15 protein-coding genes are annotated in these 16,974 nt (G+C 72.9%); 4 read left to right on the forward strand and 11 right to left on the reverse strand.

What is annotated here, in order from left to right; genetic code table 11:
- Window positions 1-78 precede the first annotated feature (78 nt).
- Both OG776_RS20085 and bldG read right to left on the reverse strand, forming a co-directional pair.
- Window positions 79-516, reverse strand: coding sequence for an ATP-binding protein (locus OG776_RS20085; RefSeq protein ID WP_329321986.1), 438 nt, complete (start codon window positions 514-516; stop codon window positions 79-81).
- 114 nt (window positions 517-630) lie between these two features.
- A complete protein-coding gene (gene bldG / locus OG776_RS20090) occupies window positions 631-972 on the reverse strand; it encodes an anti-sigma factor antagonist BldG (protein WP_003975386.1) in 342 nt (113 codons plus the stop codon).
- Window positions 973-1,052: 80 nt separating this feature from the next.
- On the opposite strand from bldG, the gene OG776_RS20095 reads away from it, so the two are divergent.
- Window positions 1,053-3,506 carry a DEAD/DEAH box helicase gene (locus tag OG776_RS20095; RefSeq protein ID WP_329321988.1) on the forward strand — a complete coding sequence of 818 codons (2,454 nt, stop codon included), beginning with the start codon at window positions 1,053-1,055 and terminating at the stop codon, window positions 3,504-3,506.
- Here OG776_RS20095 and OG776_RS20100 read toward each other — a convergent pair.
- The 7 genes from OG776_RS20100 to ssd form a co-directional block, all read right to left on the reverse strand.
- Window positions 3,472-3,873: an Rv3654c family TadE-like protein gene (locus tag OG776_RS20100; RefSeq protein ID WP_148012343.1), complete on the reverse strand. Its 402-nt coding sequence runs from the start codon at window positions 3,871-3,873 to the stop codon at window positions 3,472-3,474. The genes OG776_RS20095 and OG776_RS20100 overlap by 35 nt on opposite strands.
- A gap of 241 nt (window positions 3,874-4,114) precedes the next feature.
- A complete protein-coding gene (locus OG776_RS20105; protein ID WP_148012344.1) occupies window positions 4,115-4,516 on the reverse strand; it encodes a TadE family type IV pilus minor pilin in 402 nt (133 codons plus the stop codon).
- Window positions 4,503-4,715, reverse strand: a complete 213-nt coding sequence (locus OG776_RS20110) for a DUF4244 domain-containing protein (protein ID WP_148012345.1) — start codon at window positions 4,713-4,715, stop codon at window positions 4,503-4,505. The genes OG776_RS20105 and OG776_RS20110 overlap by 14 nt, the downstream gene beginning before the upstream one ends.
- Window positions 4,716-4,850: 135 nt before the next feature.
- Complete coding sequence (locus OG776_RS20115) at window positions 4,851-5,633, reverse strand: type II secretion system F family protein (protein ID WP_329321991.1); 783 nt, start codon at window positions 5,631-5,633, stop codon at window positions 4,851-4,853.
- Window positions 5,630-6,496 (reverse strand): type II secretion system F family protein, encoded by an 867-nt coding sequence (locus OG776_RS20120; protein ID WP_443077275.1) that lies wholly within the window; start codon window positions 6,494-6,496, stop codon window positions 5,630-5,632. Before OG776_RS20120 ends, OG776_RS20115 begins: the two co-directional genes overlap by 4 nt.
- The gene (locus OG776_RS20125) at window positions 6,490-7,686 is read right to left on the reverse strand and encodes a TadA family conjugal transfer-associated ATPase (protein ID WP_148012442.1); all 1,197 of its coding nucleotides are present in this window, start codon (window positions 7,684-7,686) and stop codon (window positions 6,490-6,492) included. Before OG776_RS20125 ends, OG776_RS20120 begins: the two co-directional genes overlap by 7 nt.
- A 275-nt stretch (window positions 7,687-7,961) precedes the next feature.
- The gene (ssd, locus tag OG776_RS20130) at window positions 7,962-9,056 is read right to left on the reverse strand and encodes a septum site-determining protein Ssd (RefSeq protein WP_148012347.1); all 1,095 of its coding nucleotides are present in this window, start codon (window positions 9,054-9,056) and stop codon (window positions 7,962-7,964) included.
- A gap of 596 nt (window positions 9,057-9,652) precedes the next feature.
- Between ssd and OG776_RS20135 the strand changes: the two genes are divergently transcribed.
- The gene (locus tag OG776_RS20135) at window positions 9,653-10,486 is read left to right on the forward strand and encodes an HAD family hydrolase (protein WP_148012348.1); all 834 of its coding nucleotides are present in this window, start codon (window positions 9,653-9,655) and stop codon (window positions 10,484-10,486) included.
- A gap of 408 nt (window positions 10,487-10,894) precedes the next feature.
- Here OG776_RS20135 and OG776_RS20140 read toward each other — a convergent pair whose 3' ends face one another.
- Entirely contained in the window at window positions 10,895-11,719 is an 825-nt protein-coding gene (locus OG776_RS20140; protein ID WP_148012349.1) for an oxidoreductase, read from the reverse strand.
- Between the two features lie 100 nt (window positions 11,720-11,819).
- On the opposite strand from OG776_RS20140, the gene OG776_RS20145 reads away from it, so the two are divergent.
- Window positions 11,820-12,800 (forward strand): ATP-binding protein, encoded by a 981-nt coding sequence (locus OG776_RS20145; protein WP_329321994.1) that lies wholly within the window; start codon window positions 11,820-11,822, stop codon window positions 12,798-12,800.
- Here the strand turns inward: OG776_RS20145 and OG776_RS20150 are convergent.
- A complete protein-coding gene (locus OG776_RS20150; protein WP_148012351.1) occupies window positions 12,790-14,061 on the reverse strand; it encodes a hypothetical protein in 1,272 nt (423 codons plus the stop codon). The two genes, OG776_RS20145 and OG776_RS20150, sit on opposite strands and share 11 nt — an antisense overlap.
- 335 nt (window positions 14,062-14,396) lie before the next feature.
- On the opposite strand from OG776_RS20150, the gene OG776_RS20155 reads away from it, so the two are divergent.
- Entirely contained in the window at window positions 14,397-16,853 is a 2,457-nt protein-coding gene (locus OG776_RS20155) for a bifunctional SulP family inorganic anion transporter/carbonic anhydrase (RefSeq protein ID WP_329321996.1), read from the forward strand.
- Window positions 16,854-16,974: the final 121 nt, after the last annotated feature.

The raw sequence follows: 16,974 nt of genomic DNA on the forward strand, positions 1-16,974 counted from the left end.
CAGAAAAAAGGGCCCTGCGAGGCAGGGCCCTTCGGGTGATGAATGTGTCTTGTTGCGTGTCCTGCTACGAGGGGGACATCAGGGAACGAGCGTGACCGGCGGCGTGGTCGGCCAGCTCATCCTGATCAGTCCACCGTGCTCGCCGGCGCTGACCTCCACGTCGTCGACGAGGCCGCTGATGACCGCGAGGCCCATCTCGTCCTCCTCGGCGTCCGTGTCGGCATCGCCGCGAGATGCTCCGGGCACCGTCTCACCGGGCGCCGAACGCGGCGCCTCGTCGCCGACCTCGATGGAGAACTGCTTCTCCTCCTCGATCAGCGTCACCCGCACCGGCGCCGAGATGCCGCTGCTCTGGTGCAGTCCGACGGCACGGCTGCAGGCCTCGCCCACGGCGAGTCTGACCTCGTCGAGAACGGCCTCGTCCACTCCGGCCCTGCGCGCCACCGCTGCCGCCACCAGTCGGGCGGTCCTGACGTGCTCGGGCAGCGCGCTGAAGCGGAGTTCAACGGTGGCCATGCATCCCCCTCACCTACGGGCGTGCTGTCAGGGGGCCGGGCCGCCGAGGCCCGGTCCCCGTCCATTGCTTCTACCGTTCCGGGCGCCACGATCCCGCGGCGCCCCGTGACGGGGTCAGTCGGTGGCCGCTACCGCTTCCTCGACCGAGGTGTGGATGGGGAACACCTTGGTGAGACCGGTGATGCGGAAGATCTTCAGAATGCGCTCCTGGTTGCAGACCAGTCGCAGCGAGCCCTCATGGGCACGCACACGCTTCAGGCCACCCACCAGGACGCCGAGACCGGTGGAGTCGAGGAAGTCCACGCCCTCCATGTCGACGACAAGATGGAAACTGCCGTCGTTCACCAGCTCGACCAGCTGCTCACGCAGCTTGGGCGCGGTATATACATCGATTTCGCCACCGACCTCGACGACCGTACGATCGCCGACGGTACGGGTCGACAGGGACAGGTCCACGGATCCTCCAGCACCTTGCTATCGAGCGGTCATCCCAAGGGACACCTCGGCAGAGCCCCCGGGACGGTTCGCCAGCCGCGATGGCATTCAATCACTTACCGGCAGGCGTGCACGACGCCTTGAGCCCATTGTCCGTCACTCCAGTGACACACTCGATGCCGATGGCCAAGAATCACCGATCCGATCGAACCTCGGCGGACACCGCTTCGCGCCCTTCTCCGGGCACTGTCCTGGACCGGCTCGCCTCGGGGCCGAGCCGGGCTTCGCGCATCACTCATACGGAGCACTTGCCCCCGCGGGCGGGTCGCCATGCCGTATGGCCCGACCGGATCCGTTCGGAGGTCGTCGCCGCCGTGCAGGCCGCGGGCATCGACCATCCCTGGGCCCACCAGGCACTCGCCGCCGAGCACGCCCTCGACGGCGAATCCGTGATCGTCGCCACCGGCACGGCCTCCGGCAAGTCCCTGGCCTACCTCGTACCGGTCCTCACAGCCCTCCTGGACGGCTCCGAGGCGCCGAACGGCCGGGGGGCCACCGCGCTCTACCTGGCGCCCACGAAGGCCCTCGCAGCCGATCAGCGGCGGTCTGTGAAGGAACTTTCACAATCGCTGGGCAACGCCGTCCGGCCGGCCGTGTACGACGGCGACACACCCGTCGAAGAACGCGAGTGGGTCCGCCAGTACGCCAACTACGTCCTGACCAACCCCGACATGCTGCACCGCGGGATATTGCCCTCCCACCCCCGCTGGTCCTCCTTCCTGCGCGCCCTGAAGTACGTCGTCATCGACGAGTGCCACACCTACCGCGGCGTGTTCGGCTCCCACGTCGCCCAGGTGATCCGCCGGCTGCGCCGCCTGTGCGCCCGCTACGGCTCCTCACCCGTCTTCCTGCTGGCCTCCGCGACCGCCGCCGAACCCTCCGTCGCCGCCCGCCGCCTCACCGGCCTCCCCGTGGTCGAGGTCGCCGACGACGCCTCCCCCCGCGGCGAACTGGTCTTCGCCCTCTGGGAGCCCCCGCTCACCGAACTGCACGGCGAGAAGGGCGCGCCCGTCCGGCGCACCGCCACGGCCGAGACCGCCGACCTGCTCACCGACCTGACCGTCCAGGGCGTACGTTCGGTGGCCTTCGTGCGCTCCCGGCGCGGCGCCGAACTGATCGCGGTGATCGCCCAGGAGCGACTGGCCGAGATCGACCCCTCGCTTGCCCGGCGCGTGGCCGCGTACCGGGGCGGTTATCTCCCTGAGGAACGCCGGGCCCTCGAACGTGCCCTGCACTCCGGGGAACTCCTCGGTCTCGCCGCCACCACCGCCCTCGAACTCGGCGTGGACGTCTCCGGGCTGGACGCCGTCGTCATCTCGGGCTACCCCGGCACCCGGGCGTCCCTGTGGCAGCAGGCGGGCCGCGCCGGCCGGTCGGGGCAGGGCGCGCTGGCGATCCTGGTCGCCCGTGACGACCCGCTGGACACGTTCCTCGTCCACCACCCCGAAGCGCTGTTCGACCGGCCGGTGGAGTCCACGGTCCTCGACCCCGACAACCCGTACGTCCTCGCCCCGCACCTGTGCGCCGCCGCCTCCGAGATCCCCCTCACGGACGAGGACCTGGAGCTGTTCGGCCCGGCCGCCGCGGATCTGCTGCCGCAGCTGGAGGCCGCGAAGCTGCTGCGCCGCCGCACGAAGGCCTGGCACTGGACGCGCCGGGAGCGGGCCGCCGACCTGACCGACATCCGCGGCGAGGGCGGCAGCCCGGTGCAGATCGTCGAGGCAGGAACGGGGCGGCTGCTCGGCACGGTGGACGCCGGAGCGGCGCACACGACGGTGCACGAAGGCGCGGTCCACCTGCACCAGGGCCGTACGTACCTGGTGAAGCACCTGGCCCTGGAGGACTCCGTCGCCCTGGTCGAGGAGGCCGCCCCGCCGTACTCGACGGTCGCCCGCGACACGACCGCCATCTCCGTCCTGGAGACGGACACCGAAATCCCCTGGGGCGACGGCCGGTTGTGCTTCGGCTCCGTCGAAGTCACCAACCAGGTCGTCTCCTTCCTGCGCCGCCGGGTCATCACCGGGGAAGTGCTGGGCGAGTCGAAGCTCGACCTCCCTCCGCGCACGCTCCGCACGCGCGCCGTGTGGTGGACCGTCACCGAGGACCAGCTGGACGCCGCCCGCATCACCCCCGAGATCCTCGGCGGCGCCCTGCACGCCGCCGAACACGCGTCGATCGGCATGCTCCCGCTCTTCGCCACCTGCGACCGCTGGGACATCGGCGGCGTGTCCGTCCCCCTGCATCCCGACACCCTGCTGCCCACGGTCTTCGTCTACGACGGCCATCCCGGCGGCGCGGGCTTCGCCGAACGCGCCTTCCACACCGCCCGCTCCTGGCTCACCGCCACCCGTGAGGCCATCTCCTCCTGCGAGTGCGAGGCCGGCTGCCCGTCCTGCATCCAGTCCCCCAAGTGCGGCAACGGCAACGAGCCGTTGCACAAACGGGGTGCCGTCCGGCTGCTCACCGAACTGCTGCGGGGAGCCCCGCCTGAGTAGCCGCCGGGTCCAGGGGCGCGGGCGGCCCCGCTCTGGACCTGATCTCGGTGGCGAAGGGCCCCGCACCGGACACGGTCGTGACGTCCGCGATCCCGTCCTCCACCGCGCACCGGACCAGCCGGGCGCGCTGGGCCCGGACCACCCGGTCCGCCACCGCGCAGGCCACCGCGCTCCCGTCCGCCCGGTGGTCCGCGGCCGCGAGCGCGGCCAGGTCGGCCGCCCCCGCCGCGCGGTGGCGCACCACGACCACCTGCCCCATGGCCAGGACCGCCCCGAAGACGGCACACAGCACGGCGATCACCCCGACCGCCCACACGGTCGCCGACCCCCGGTCGGAGGAGCCCGCGGCATCCGTCCGCCTCCTCACCCAGGCCGCGGCCCGTACGGCCCGGAGAAGGGCGCGCGGAGAGCCCGGGACGGCCTGCGGGGAGCGCGGGGGGCGCGGGAGGGCGCCGAGGGACCGCCGAAGAACGGGCGGGAGCCGCAGGACCCGAGGGCGCCGAGGAGGCCAGAAGAGCCGGGGAAGCCGGGGAAGCCGGGGAAGCCGGGGAAGCCGGGGAAGCCGGGAGAACCGTAGGCGGTGGGGGTGGAGGCGGACGGTAGGCGCGCTACCGCTTCGGGTCATCCCCGGTCACCCCCACGGTCTCCTCCGCCAGGGCCACGGCCTCGTCGCTCAGTTCCAGGGCCAGGACGCCGGGGCCCGGCGCGCTCGCCGTGACCGTGACCCGGACCAGATCACCCGTCCGGCTCACCGTGACCCTGGCACCGCGGGGTGCCGCGCGCCGGGCCGTCTCCAGGACCGTGGCGGGCGGGTCCTGGCGGGCCGCCGAACGGGCGCCCGCCCTCGCCGCGTCCACGCACTGGATCTGCGCGGACGCGGCGAGCAGGGCCCACACCAGCGCCATCCCGACGAGTACCAGCGAGGGCAGCACCACCGCGGCCTCGGCGGTCACGAACCCGCGGTCGCCGGACCGTACCGCGCCTCCCGGCACCGGCTCACGTCTGGCCATTGAGCGCCCGCCCCACGATGTCCTGGAGCTCCGCACTGACCTGGCCGCTCGTCACCACCTTGTAGAGCACGGCGGCGAAGGCCACGGCCGCGATGACCCCCACCGCGTACTCGGAGGTGACCATCCCCGCGTCACCCCGCGCCGCCAGCCCGCGCATCCATGCCCGCACTCGCACCCGAACTCGTACCGTCTTGCGCATCTCAACCCCCGTGGGTTCGATTCTGTTGATCACTGATCACTGCTCCCGACCCGGCCCCTCGGCCCGTGCCGTCTCTGCCGCTCGGTCACTCGACCCGTGCCGTCTCCCGCCGCCCGTCGCCGGTCGTCGGGCCGGTCATCCGCCACCACCTCCCAGCACGCCGTCCGCCAGCCCGATCACCACGGGCAGGACACCGATCGCGAGGAACGCGGGCAGGAAGCACAGCCCCACGGGCACGGTGACCAGGACCGCCGCCCTGCGGGCGCGCGCCGTCGCGCTCCGCCCCCGTTCCGCGCGGGCCTCGGTGGCGAGTCGCGCGACCGGCACCGCCGCCGGGACTCCCGACTCCCCCGCCCGCTCCAGCAGCCGCGCCAGACCTCCGGCTCCCGGTATCGACGCCAGCCGCCGCCAGGCGTCCGCCGGTTCGCCGCCGAGCCGCACCTCCGCGGCACCCCGGGCGAGCCGCTCACCGACGGGCCCGCCGAGGGCCTCGCCGACCGCGCGAGCCGCGGCGACGGGATCCGCACCGGCCGCGACGCAGGCCGCCACCAGGTCGGCGGCGAGCGGAAGCTGCCGGGCGGCCCGCGCCCTGTCGTACTCCTCCTCGGGCGCCGGCCCGCGCCGTCGGCGCCACCGCACGATCCCGAACGCGGCGACCAGTCCCGTCACGACCCCGGCCGGCCCTCCGACCAGCACCCAGCCCGCGCACACGGCACCGGCCGGCGGCAGCCACCGCCGCCCCGCTCCCCGGACGTCGAAGCGCCGTCGCTCCGGCCCCCGCCGCACGTCCAGCAACTCGGCCAGCCTGCCGCGCAGCCGCCGCTCGTACCGCGCCCGGCCGCACTCTCGCACCAGCCACCCGACCACCAGCGCCCCGTACGCGAGCATCCCCAGCCTGTGGACGATCTCCGCGCTCATGCCGCCTCCGCCCCCTTCACGATGCGCAGCGCCCACCACAGCCCCACGCCTTCCAGCACCCCGCCGACCAGCAGGCAGCCCAGGCCCGGTCCGCTGTGCAGCAGCACCCGCAGCGGATCCGCTCCCAGCGCCGTGCCGAGCAGCAGCCCCAGGACCGGGAGCCCCGCGAGCATCACCGCCGTCGACCGCGATCCCGCCAGCTGCGCTCTCAGGTCCGCCCGTTGGTCGCGCTCCGCGCGCAGCGCCCCTTCCAGGCGGTCGAGTCCCGCCGCGAGACCCGCACCCCGGTCCACGGCCACCCGCCAGCACGCGGCGAGTCCCACCAGCCCCTCGGCCCCCGGCTGCCGCGCCGCGTCGGTCAGCGCGTCCGGTACGTCCCCGCCGAACCGCGCCGCCGCCAGCACCGCCGGCCGCGCCCCGCCGAGGCCGCCCGAGTCGTGCGCGGCGTTCAACAGCGCCTCGCCCGGCTGCCGTCCGGCCCGCACCTCACCGGCGAGAGCCCCGCACAGGGCGATCACCGCATCGCCCCGGCGCTCCCTCTCCCGGTCCGCCTCCCCGGCCCGTCGCACCCTCCGCAGCAACGGCATCCCGGCGGCGCCGAGGAGCAGCGGCACGACCGAGGCTCCTAGCAACGCGACGGCCGCCCCGGCCACCAGCGACCACGCCTCGGGCCGCACCCGCCCGCGCAGCCGCCGCCATCCCGCCCGCGCCTTCTCCCCCGTCCACGGTCCGGCCGCCGGCACGCCGCCCGCGCACAGCAGCCGGGCTCTACGGGCCGCCGCGTCCCAGTCGCTCATCAGCCAGGCGGCCGTTCCGGCGCAGGCCATGGCCGCCGCCGACATCCCGCCGGTCCCCGTCAGCACGGTCCGCTCCCTTCGTCTCCGTCGTGGAGCAGCCCCCGCAGCCGCTCCCAACCCGGCTCGAACGCGAACTCCCGTGCGCCCCAGCGCAGTGCGGGCACCGTCACCACCAGCCCCGACGGCTCGCGCTCCAGGACGTGCACCTCGGCGATGCGCCGCCGCCCCGTCCGGTCGCGCACGAGGTGCAGGACCACCGACAGCGCCGCCGCCAACTGGCTGTGCAGAGCTGCCCTGTCCAGCCCGGCAGCGGTGCCCAGCGCCTCCAGGCGGGCCGGTACCTGCGCCGCCGCGTTCGCGTGCACTGTTCCGCAGCCGCCCTCGTGGCCCGTGTTGAGCGCCGCCAGCAGCGACACGACCTCCGGGCCGCGGACCTCGCCCACGACCAGCCGGTCCGGTCTCATGCGCAGCGCCTGGCGGACCAGGTCCTGCAGCGTGACCAGCCCGGCGCCCTCCTGGTTGGCGGGCCTGCCCTCCAGCCGGACCACATGGGGATGGTCGGGCCGCAGCTCCGCCGAGTCCTCGGCCAGCACGATCCGCTCCCCCGGACCGACCAGCCCGAGCAGCGCGCTCAGCAGCGTCGTCTTGCCCGAGCCGGTGCCCCCGCTGATCAGGAAGGACAGCCGGGCCTCCAGCAGGGCCCGCAGCACCCGGTCCCCGTCCGGCGGCACCGTCCCGGCGGCCACCAGTTCGTCGAGCGTGAACGCGCGCGGCCGTACGACGCGCAGCGACAGACAGGTCGAACCGACGGCGACCGGGGGCAGCACCGCGTGCAGCCGGGTGCCGTCCGGGAGCCGGGCGTCGACCCAGGGGCGCGCGTCGTCGAGCCTGCGCCCGGCCACGGCCGCGAGACGCTGCGCGAGGCGTCGTACGGCCGCCGCGTCCGGGAAGGAGACAGCTGTCAGCTCCAGGCCTCCGCCACGGTCGACCCAGACCCGGTCGGGCGCGGACACCAGGACGTCGGTGACCGACGGGTCGGCGAGCAACGGCTCGAGTGGTCCGCTGCCGACCAGCTCGGAACGCAACTGCCGTGCCGCCCCGAGCACTTCCGCGTCGCCGAGGACTCGTCCCTGGGCGCGCAGGGCCTGTGCCACGCGCGCGGGTGTGGGCTCGGCTCCGCTCTCGGCGAGCCACCGCCGTACACCGTCCAACAGCTCCCGGCGCTCGGTACGTTCCGGGTGTCCCACGCGGCCCATGTGTCCCGCCCGAGCCATGCTCCCTGGCGGACCGGCCCTCCCTCCCGGCGCCACCGATCCCATGTGTCCACGCGGTCCCGAGAGGCCTGACGGTTCCAGAAGCCCCGACGGCGCCTGCCGTCCTGGTGGCACCGACCGTCCTGGTGGTGCGGGTCGCCCGGCCGGTCCGGCCCGTGCCGTCCGCCGTGGCCGCTCCGCCGGGTCCTCGGGCCGGCCCGGTGCCGTGGGTCCGCCCAGGGTCACGCCGCGGTGTGTCCTCGTGTCGATGTCCCGGTTCACGAGCCACCGCCCTCCCTCGCCACCCGCTCCCAGAAGGTGGCGCAGAACCGGGCGAGCGGGCCTCGTACCGCTCCGCCGGGTGGCACGCCGGTGTCCGGCCGCGGTGATTCGGCGGGCACCTCACCCACCAGGGGAAGTCCCAGCAGCCGTGCCACCTCGCGGTCGTCGAGCCCCGGTGCGTAGGGGCCCCGGACCGCCACGCGCAGATCACGCAGGACCATGCCGACCGCGGACGACACCCGTCCGGCCGCCGCGATCGCGCGCAGGTCGGCGGGGACGACCAGCACTCCGAGGTCGAGCTGGGCCAGCGCCTCCGCGACACCGTCGTCGACGCGGCGGGGCAGGTCCACGACGACCGCGCCGCCCCTCCGTCTGGCCGCGGCCAGCACGGCGCGGACCGCCTGCGACGGGACGACGACGGAGTCGCCCCGGTCCCAGCTGAGGACGCGCAGCGCGTGCAGTTCGGGCAGGGACTCCTCCAGCGCGCCGCCGCCGACCCGGCCCCGGGAGGCGGCGAACGCCGGCCAGCGCAGGCCTTCGACCGCCTCTCCGCCGAGCAGTACGTCGAGTCCGCCGCCCAGGGGATCCGCGTCCACGAGGAGGGTGCGGCGCCCCTCGCGCGCCGAGGTGACGGCGAGCGCGCAGGCGAGCGTGGACGCCCCCGCTCCGCCCCGGCCGCCGATCACGCCCACCGTGAGGGCCGGGCGCCCGACGCCCTCGGCCACGTCGGCGATGCGGTCGACCAGCCACTGCTCGCCGTCGGGCAGCATCAGGACATGGTCGGCGCCGATCTCCACGGCCCGCCGCCAGACACCCGAGTCGTCCTGGTCCCGCCCGACCAGCACCACCCCGCGCCGGCGCGCGGCGCCGCGCACCCGCCGCGCGGCGTCGTCACCGACCAGCACCAGTGGTGCCGCCTCCCAGCTCCCTCCGCGCTCGGGCACACCGTGGTGCACCTCCGGCCTCGCGCCCGCCGCCGCGCACAGCCGCAGCAGGTCGTCGAGGAGTTCGACGTCCTCCGTGACGATCAGTGGTCCGCCCTGCCGCCCGTCGGCGGCGGGCGGCTCGTCGTGTGTGATGGCTCCCGCCACGATCTCCAGCCCCCTTCGCTGCTTCCCGCACGGAGCCCGCGAGGTTGCCCGCGGACCCGTGATTCCCGTCCGTACGGAGAACCGACGAGCGGCCTCCATATGAACGGCCGACACGAACCGGCCAAACGCGTCCCACAAACGGAACCGGCCGTGAACTCGCCGCGAGGAACTCGCCGCGAGCGGGACGCGCTGGAATCACGGTGCAGCGATCCGGAAAATCGTGTGGATCTTGGTCGATAACTGTGGACAACTCAGTGGTTGTGAATATCGCCTTCACCCTTAGCGGAAGCCTGTGTACGACTTCCGCGGAGCAGCGGACCGACTACCCACAGTGATGAATCATGCGCATGCCGAAGGGACCGGCGCAGCGGCGACAAGAGGGGTTCAGGGTCACGCAAGGGAGGGTGAAAACCCATCCGGACATGCGACGACCCCCGCCGGGGGGGAGAGCGGGGGTCGTCCCCACGGCCGACTCGGGGGGGGAGGAGTCGGACCGGGTTAGCACGGTCGCGAACGATCCGTGACTTCCATGGTGTACCCGAGAGCCCTCTCAGGCAAACCCACGCGCCCCACACTAGCCCGAATGGCGGGCGCCTATGCTCGGGCTCGTGGAAAACCACTCCTTGCCTCGCACAGCAGCCTTCTTCGACCTGGACAAGACGGTCATTGCGAAGTCGAGCACGCTCACGTTCAGCAAGTCGTTCTACCAAGGCGGGCTGATCAACCGCAGGGCCGTCCTGCGCACCGCGTACACCCAGTTCGTGTTCATGGCGGGCGGCGCGGACCACGACCAGATGGAACGGATGCGCTCCTACCTGTCCGGGCTCTGCCGCGGCTGGAACGTCCAGCAGGTCAAGGAGATCGTCGCCGAGACGCTGCACGATCTGATCGACCCGATCATCTACGACGAGGCCGCCTCGCTCATCGAGGAGCACCACACCGCAGGACGCGACGTCGTGATCGTGTCCACGTCGGGAGCGGAGGTGGTCGAGCCCATCGGGGAGCTGCTCGGCGCCGACCGGGTGGTGGCCACCCGGATGGTCGTGGGCGAGGACGGCTGCTTCACCGGGGAGGTGGAGTACTACGCCTACGGGCCGACGAAGGCCGAGGCCGTGAAGGAGCTGGCCGCGTCCGAGGGATACGACCTGGCGCGGTGCTACGCGTACAGCGACTCGGCGACCGACGTCCCGATGCTGGAGTCCGTCGGACATCCCCATGCCGTGAACCCGGACCGCACGCTGCGGCGCGAGGCGGTCGCGCGGGGGTGGCCCGTCCTGGACTTCCACCGTCCGGTGCGGCTCAAGCAGCGGCTGCCCGCGCTGTCGGTCCCGCCGCGCCCCGCGCTCGTCGCGGCCGCGGCGATAGGTGCGGCGGCGGCCACGGCCGGACTGGTCTGGTACGCGAGCAGACGGCGCGCCACGGCGTCGTGACAGCGGCGCGCCACGGCGGCGGGAGGCTGTCGCGCGGGACATATCTGTCCGCGCAGCGGGGGCGCGATTCCCGCCCGGTCCCGCCCGATTCAGAGGCCTTTGAACCTAAAAGTAAAGAAGTGCGGTCAGGGGTTCCGCTTCCTCCGGACCTGGAGTAGAAAGGTTTTAACGGCCCGCGAGACCAAGGACATCCGAAAGGATCACCTTAAAACTCAACCAAGGCCCCACGGACCGAGCATGGACACCAGGCACCCACGCGACGTCGACCCGTCGATTACGGGCCAGCCGCACCAGGTGACGGGCAGCAGTTCCCGACCTGATGGGCAACACATCGAGGACGCTTGGTAACCCGGTGAGCATGCCAGCGGCGGTACGAGAACTCGTACCGCCGCAACCCTGTTCCGGGACCTACGCCGCGCCGCGCTGAAGCGCCTCGCAGACGGCCGTCGACTCCCTGGCCCCCAGTCCGGCCGCCTCGCCGCAGTGGGCGATCCAGGCCGCCATGCCGCGCGGGGTGCCCGACACATAACCCTCCAGGGCGGCCACGTAGGCCGCGCGGCCGAGTTCGGCGTGACCGACCTCCGCCGGACAGACGGACTTCGGGTCGAGGCCGCTGCCGATCAGCACGATGCGCTCCGCCGCCCGGGCGACCAGGCCGTTGTGGGTGCCGAAGGGGCGCAGGGCGAGCAGTTCGCCGTGCACCACGGCCGCCGTGACGAGGGCCGGGGCCGCGCCGCCCGCGATGATCAGCCGGGAGAGCCCCTCCAGCCGGCCGGCCACCTCGGCCGCGCCCGGCAGCGGCAGTTCGACGAGCGGCTCGTCGACCGGTTCGCCGTCCTGGCGCGGCCGGCCGACCGCGTCCTCCCCGTCCGCTGCCGCGACCAGGTGCAGCCGCGCCAGCACCCGGAGGGGCGACTGCCGCCAGATGGACAGCAGTTGGCCGGACTCGGCGGTCAGCCGGAGGGCCGCGCCGACCGTGCGCGCCTCGTCGTCCCCACTGAAGTCGGTGCGCCGGCGCACCTCTTCGAGAGCCCAGTCGGCCCCGGACAGCGCCGCGGAGCCGCGTGCACCACGCAGCGCGGCCTCGGAAGTGATCTCGTTGCTGCGACGTCGCATGATCCGGTGCCCGTAGACCCGGTCCACCGCCTTGCGGACGGACTCCACGGATTCGGCCACCCCGGGCAGCGAGGCCAGGGTCGCGAGCGGATCGGCGGTCGCGCCTGTCGTACTCATGAGTACGACACTACGCACCCCGCCGCCCGCCCCACGAAGGAGTGGTCTTCTTCACCCCGCCCGAACACGTTGAGCCACTGACCCACTACGCTTGGTGAACATGAAAATTGCTTTCGTGGGGAAGGGCGGCAGCGGCAAGACCACGCTGTCCGCCCTGTTCGTCCGCCATCTCGCCGCCTCGGGCGCGCCGGTCGTCGCGGTGGACGCGGACATCAACCAGCACCTCGGGGCAGCACTCGGGCTCGACGAGGAGGTGGCCGTCGCGTTGCCCGCCATGGGTGCGCGACTGCCCCTGATCAAGGACTACCTGCGCGGTTCCAACCAGCGGATCGCGTCCGCCGCGACGATGATCAAGACGACCCCGCCCGGCGAGGGGTCCAGGCTGCTGCGGGTGCGGGAGAACAACCCCGTGTTCGACGCCTGCGCGCGCCCGGTGGAACTCGACGGCGGCGACGCCCGTTTGATGGTCACCGGCCCATTCACCGAGGCCGATCTCGGAGTCTCCTGCTACCACTCCAAGACCGGCGCGGTGGAGCTCTGCCTGAACCACCTCGTCGACGGCCGCGACGAATACGTGGTGGTCGACATGACCGCGGGCTCCGACTCCTTCGCGTCCGGCATGTTCACCCGCTTCGACATGACGTTCCTCGTGGCCGAGCCGACCCGGAAGGGGGTCTCCGTCTACCGCCAGTACAAGGAGTACGCCCGCGACTTCAAAGTCGCACTCAAGGTCGTCGGCAACAAGGTGCAGAGCCAGGACGACATCGACTTCTTGCGCGCCGAGGTCGGGAACGACCTGCTGGTCACGGTCGGGCACTCCGACTGGGTGCGCGCCATGGAGAAGGGCCGTCCGCCCCGGTTCGAGCACCTGGAGGACGCCAACCGCCGTTCCCTGCGCACCCTGCAGGAGGCCGCGGACGCCACGTACGAGCTGCGGGACTGGGAGCGCTACACGCGCCAGATGGTGCACTTCCACCTGAAGAACGCGAGCAGTTGGGCCAACGAGAGGACCGGGGCGGACCTGGCGGCGCAGGTCGACCCCGGGTTCGTCCTCGGTGAGGGGCTGGTGGCTACGGCCTGACCGCCGGCGCCCCGGGGACCCCCTTCGGGGCGGGGGCCGGGCGCCTGGACAGGAAGGACGCCCAGCCCTGCTTGGGGGCCTGCCCGACGTTGAGGCCACGCAGCTTGTCCAGCGTGGCCGGGTCCTGGGCGTCGAGCCAGTCGGCGAGCCGGCGGAACGAGACGCAGCGCACGTCGGCCCTCGTGCACACCTTCTCGATGACCTGGTCGAGGGCGCGCATGTAGGTGCCGCCGTTCCAGGACTCGAAGTGGTTGCCGATGATCAGCGGGGCGCGGTTGCCGTCATAGGCGCGCCGGAAGCCCTTGAGCAGGCTGTCCCGGACCTCGTCGCCCCAGGTCCGCCGCTTGGCGGGGTCCCCCTGGGTCAGGGTGCCCGACTGGTTGACCATGAAGTTGTAGTCCATGGCGAGCTGCTCGTAGGAGTGGCCGGCGAAGGGTACGAGCTGCATCGACAGGTCCCACAGGCCCCCCTTCCTGCTGGGCCAGACCTGGTTGGCGACACCGCTCGTGTCGTAGCGGAAGCCCAGTTGCCGGGCGGCCTTCACGAAGTTCTTCCGGCCCTCCAGACACGGTGTGCGGCCGCCGATGAGCTCCTTGTCGTAGTCGAAGGGCAGCGAGGGGACGTCCTTCATCCCCGTGTTGGTCCGCCAGGACCTCACGAACGACTTCGCCTGGGCGATCTCGCTCCTCCACTCCGCCACCGACCACTCGCTGACGCCGCCCGGCCCGCAGAAGTTGCCGTTGAAGTGCGTACCGATCTCGTTGCCGTCCAGCCACGCGCCCCGCAGCTGCCCCAGCGTGTTCCTGATGCCCTCGGCGTCGTTGAAGCCGATCTCCGAGGTGCCCGGCGAGTGGCCCGGCGGCCGGTACAGTTCCCGCCTGCTCTCCGGAAGGAGGTACACACCGCTCAGGAAGTACGTCATCGTCGCCCGGTTGGCCTTGGCGACCTTCCGGACGTGCGAGAAGAGTTTCCGGCCGTCCTCACCGGCGCCGTCCCACGAGAAGACCACGAACTGCGGGGGCTTCTGTCCCGGCTTCAGTTTGTCGGGAGCGGGCAGGTGCGGCTGCGCCCCGGTGTACGCGGTGGAGCCGTCGCCGATCAGCCGGGGGGCTCCCTGCGGTCCCGCGGCCCCCGGCACGGCCGCCGCCGGACCGTGCGCGCCCTCCTTGGAACCGGTGGCACCGGTGCCGCACCCGACGAGCGCCGCGCCGCAGACCGCGGCCAGTGCCACCCCCGCGGCGATCCTGTGGGTCGTGGCCATCTCCGCCCACCTTCTTCCTTCGGTCGGGGCGCCGCCGTCGAGGGCGCCCTGCGAGATCCGCAGCGAATACCGACAGCGCCGCCAACGTCGCACGAGACCGGGACCAGATAAGTAAGACGAGCCGATGAAATACCCCCTTCACCCCCGAGAGTGATTTATTGCCCCATTTGCGAGGAAAATCCCCAGAAGGCCTTTACTCTGCATTACGATCTATTTACCGATCGTTGAAGATCCCGCCGCTGTACGCCGTGACCCACGGCCGCGATCCGCCCCCCCGCCTCCCTGGCCCGGGGGACCACCTGTTCCGCGACCGCGCCGCCCCGGAGGAGACGGGAATGTCTGCCTGCGTCCCCACCCGCGCCGCCGACTCGACTCGGCCCGAGCGCAACCACCCGCCCCACAGCCGCCCGCCGGTCCCGCCCCGCCGGTTCCGTATCGCGGGCGCCGACCTGTCCGCATCGATCGCGGTCTTCCTGATCGCACTGCCCCTGTCCCTCGGTATCGCCCTCGCCACCGGCGCCCCGCTCCAGTCGGGGCTCGTCGCCGCCGCCGTGGGCGGAATCGTCGTCGGCCGTCTCGGCGGCTCACCGCTCCAGGTGAGCGGGCCGGCCGCCGGGCTCACGGTCGTCACCGCCGAGCTCATCCACCGCTACGGATGGCGCACGACCTGCGCCATCACCGTCCTCGCCGGCATCGCTCAACTGGGCCTCGGCTGTCTGCGCGTGGCCCGCACCGCACTCGCCGTCAGCCCCGCGATCGTGCACGGCATGCTCGCCGGGATCGGCGTGACGATCGCCGTCGCCCAGCTGCACGTCGTCCTGGGCGGCGTCCCGCAGAGCTCCGTCCTGGAGAACTTCCGGGCACTGCCCGCGCAGTTGACCCGCGTCCATCCCGGGGCGGTGTCGATGAGCCTGCTGACACTGACCCTCCTGTTCGCCTGGCCACGGCTGCCCGGGCGGGTCGGACGGATCCTGCGCACCGTCCCGGCCGCGCTCGTCGCCGTCGCCGGGGCCACCGCGACCGCCTCGCTCACCGGAATCGTCCTGCCCAAGGTCGACCTGCCCTCATGGAGCAGCCACGCCCTGGCCGGGCTGCCCGAGGGGCCGGTGCTCGGGATCGCCGCCGCCGTCCTCACCACCACACTGGTGTGCAGCGTGCAGTCGCTGCTCGGAGCGGTGGCCGTGGACAAGCTCGTGTCCGCGCGACCCGAGCTGCAGACCCGGGTGGGCCGCTCCCGGCTGGACCGGGAACTGCTCGGGCAGGGCGCCGCGAACGCCGTCTCCGGAGCGCTCGGCGGACTGCCCGTCGCCGGGGTCGCCGTCCGCAGTTCGGCGAACGTGCAGGCCGGTGCCGTGAGCCGGAACTCCACCATGCTGCACGGCGTTCTCGTAGTGATCGCCGCGCTGCTCATGGTCCCGATCCTGGAGCTGATCCCTCTCGCGTCCCTCGCCGCCCTGGTGATGGCCGTCGGCATCCAGATGGTCTCGCTGCACCACATCCGCACGGTCACCCGCCACCGCGAGGTGGTGGTGTACGCGGTCACCACGCTCGGCGTCGTGCTCCTCGGCGTCCTGGAGGGCGTGGCGCTGGGAGTCGCCGTGGCCGTCGTCGTCGCCATGCACCGCCTCGCCCGCACCCGCATCACCCACGAGGAGAGGGACGAGGTCCATCACATCCATGTCTGCGGCCAGTTGACCTTCCTCGCGGTGCCCAGGCTCAGCCGCGCCCTGCACCTGGTGCCCCGGGGCGCCGCCGCCGTCGTCGAGTTGGACGGTTCGTTCATGGACCACGCGGCGTACGAGTCGCTGCACGACTGGCAGCAGTCGCATCTCGCGCAGGGCGGCACGGTCGAGCTGACCGGCCGGAGCGGTGCCCGGATCGCCGAGCCCTCCGGCTCCGCGCACTGCCGCTGCCGGCCCTGGACACCCTGGCGCAACCACCACTGCGAGCCCTCCGCCAACCCCCAGTCCGGATCCCCCGGCGGCCGGCCCGGCGGAACCGCTGGACCGGACGGGTCCGACGAGGCGGCCGGTTCGGACGGTTCCGGCGGGCCGGGCGACGTCACGGCTTCCTCCGGACCGAGCGGGGCGGACGCGGACGGCCGGCGGGGGCACAGCGACCATCGACTCGCCCGGGGCATCAGCGCCTTCCAGCGCAACACCGCGCCCCTGGTCCGGGACGAGCTGGCACGGCTGGCGCGAGAGGGACAGAGCCCGTCACAGCTGTTCCTCACCTGCGCCGACTCCCGGCTCGTCACCTCGATGATCACGTCGAGCGGCCCCGGCGATCTCTTCGTCGTGCGCAATGTGGGCAACCTCGTGCCCAGGCCCGGGCAGGAGAGCGGGGACGACTCGGTGGCCGCGGCGATCGAGTACGCGGTGGACGTGCTGCACGTGCGGTCCATCACGGTGTGCGGGCACTCCGGGTGCGGGGCCATGCAGGCCCTGCTGAACTCCGACCCCGGCGGAGCGCAGACACCCCTGCGGCGGTGGCTGCGGCACGGGCTGCCGAGCCTGGAGCGGATGGCCGCCGGGGAACGGCCGGGGGCCGGGCTCGCGGGACGGGCGCCGGCGGACGCGGTGGAACAGCTGTGTCTGACCAACGTGGTGCAGCAGTTGGAGCATCTCCGGGCGCATGACTCCGTGACGCGCGCGCTGCGGGAGGGGGCGCTCGAACTGCACGGGATGTATTTCCACGTCGGGGAGGCACAGGCGTATCTGCTGGTCGACCGGGACGGTGACGAGCTGTTCGATCATGTCGGGGCGGAGGAGGAGCTGCGGCGTCCCGTGTGAATCGGGCACGGTGTGCGGCCCCGGCGGCGGGGCCGCACGGCTTGCGTCGTCCACGTGGGTTGTTTTCGACCGCGTTGTCGGGGCGGGCCTTTCTTCGCCCCGCCCCCCTGCCCGACCCGAC

Source organism: Streptomyces sp. NBC_01689 (assembly GCF_036250675.1).
Lineage (GTDB): Bacteria > Actinomycetota > Actinomycetes > Streptomycetales > Streptomycetaceae > Streptomyces.

Coding starts and splice junctions, on each gene's coding strand:
- OG776_RS20125 (WP_148012442.1), bottom strand. CDS start 7,686: ATGGGCCGCGTGGGACACCCGGAACGTACCGAGCGCCGGGAGCTGTTG.
- OG776_RS20145 (WP_329321994.1), top strand. CDS start 11,820: ATGAAAATTGCTTTCGTGGGGAAGGGCGGCAGCGGCAAGACCACGCTG.
- OG776_RS20140 (WP_148012349.1), bottom strand. CDS start 11,719: ATGAGTACGACAGGCGCGACCGCCGATCCGCTCGCGACCCTGGCCTCG.
- OG776_RS20110 (WP_148012345.1), bottom strand. CDS start 4,715: ATGCGCAAGACGGTACGAGTTCGGGTGCGAGTGCGGGCATGGATGCGC.
- OG776_RS20135 (WP_148012348.1), top strand. CDS start 9,653: ATGCTCGGGCTCGTGGAAAACCACTCCTTGCCTCGCACAGCAGCCTTC.
- OG776_RS20155 (WP_329321996.1), top strand. CDS start 14,397: ATGTCTGCCTGCGTCCCCACCCGCGCCGCCGACTCGACTCGGCCCGAG.
- OG776_RS20150 (WP_148012351.1), bottom strand. CDS start 14,061: ATGGCCACGACCCACAGGATCGCCGCGGGGGTGGCACTGGCCGCGGTC.
- OG776_RS20085 (WP_329321986.1), bottom strand. CDS start 516: ATGGCCACCGTTGAACTCCGCTTCAGCGCGCTGCCCGAGCACGTCAGG.
- OG776_RS20095 (WP_329321988.1), top strand. CDS start 1,053: ATGGCATTCAATCACTTACCGGCAGGCGTGCACGACGCCTTGAGCCCA.
- OG776_RS20105 (WP_148012344.1), bottom strand. CDS start 4,516: ATGGCCAGACGTGAGCCGGTGCCGGGAGGCGCGGTACGGTCCGGCGAC.
- OG776_RS20115 (WP_329321991.1), bottom strand. CDS start 5,633: ATGAGCGCGGAGATCGTCCACAGGCTGGGGATGCTCGCGTACGGGGCG.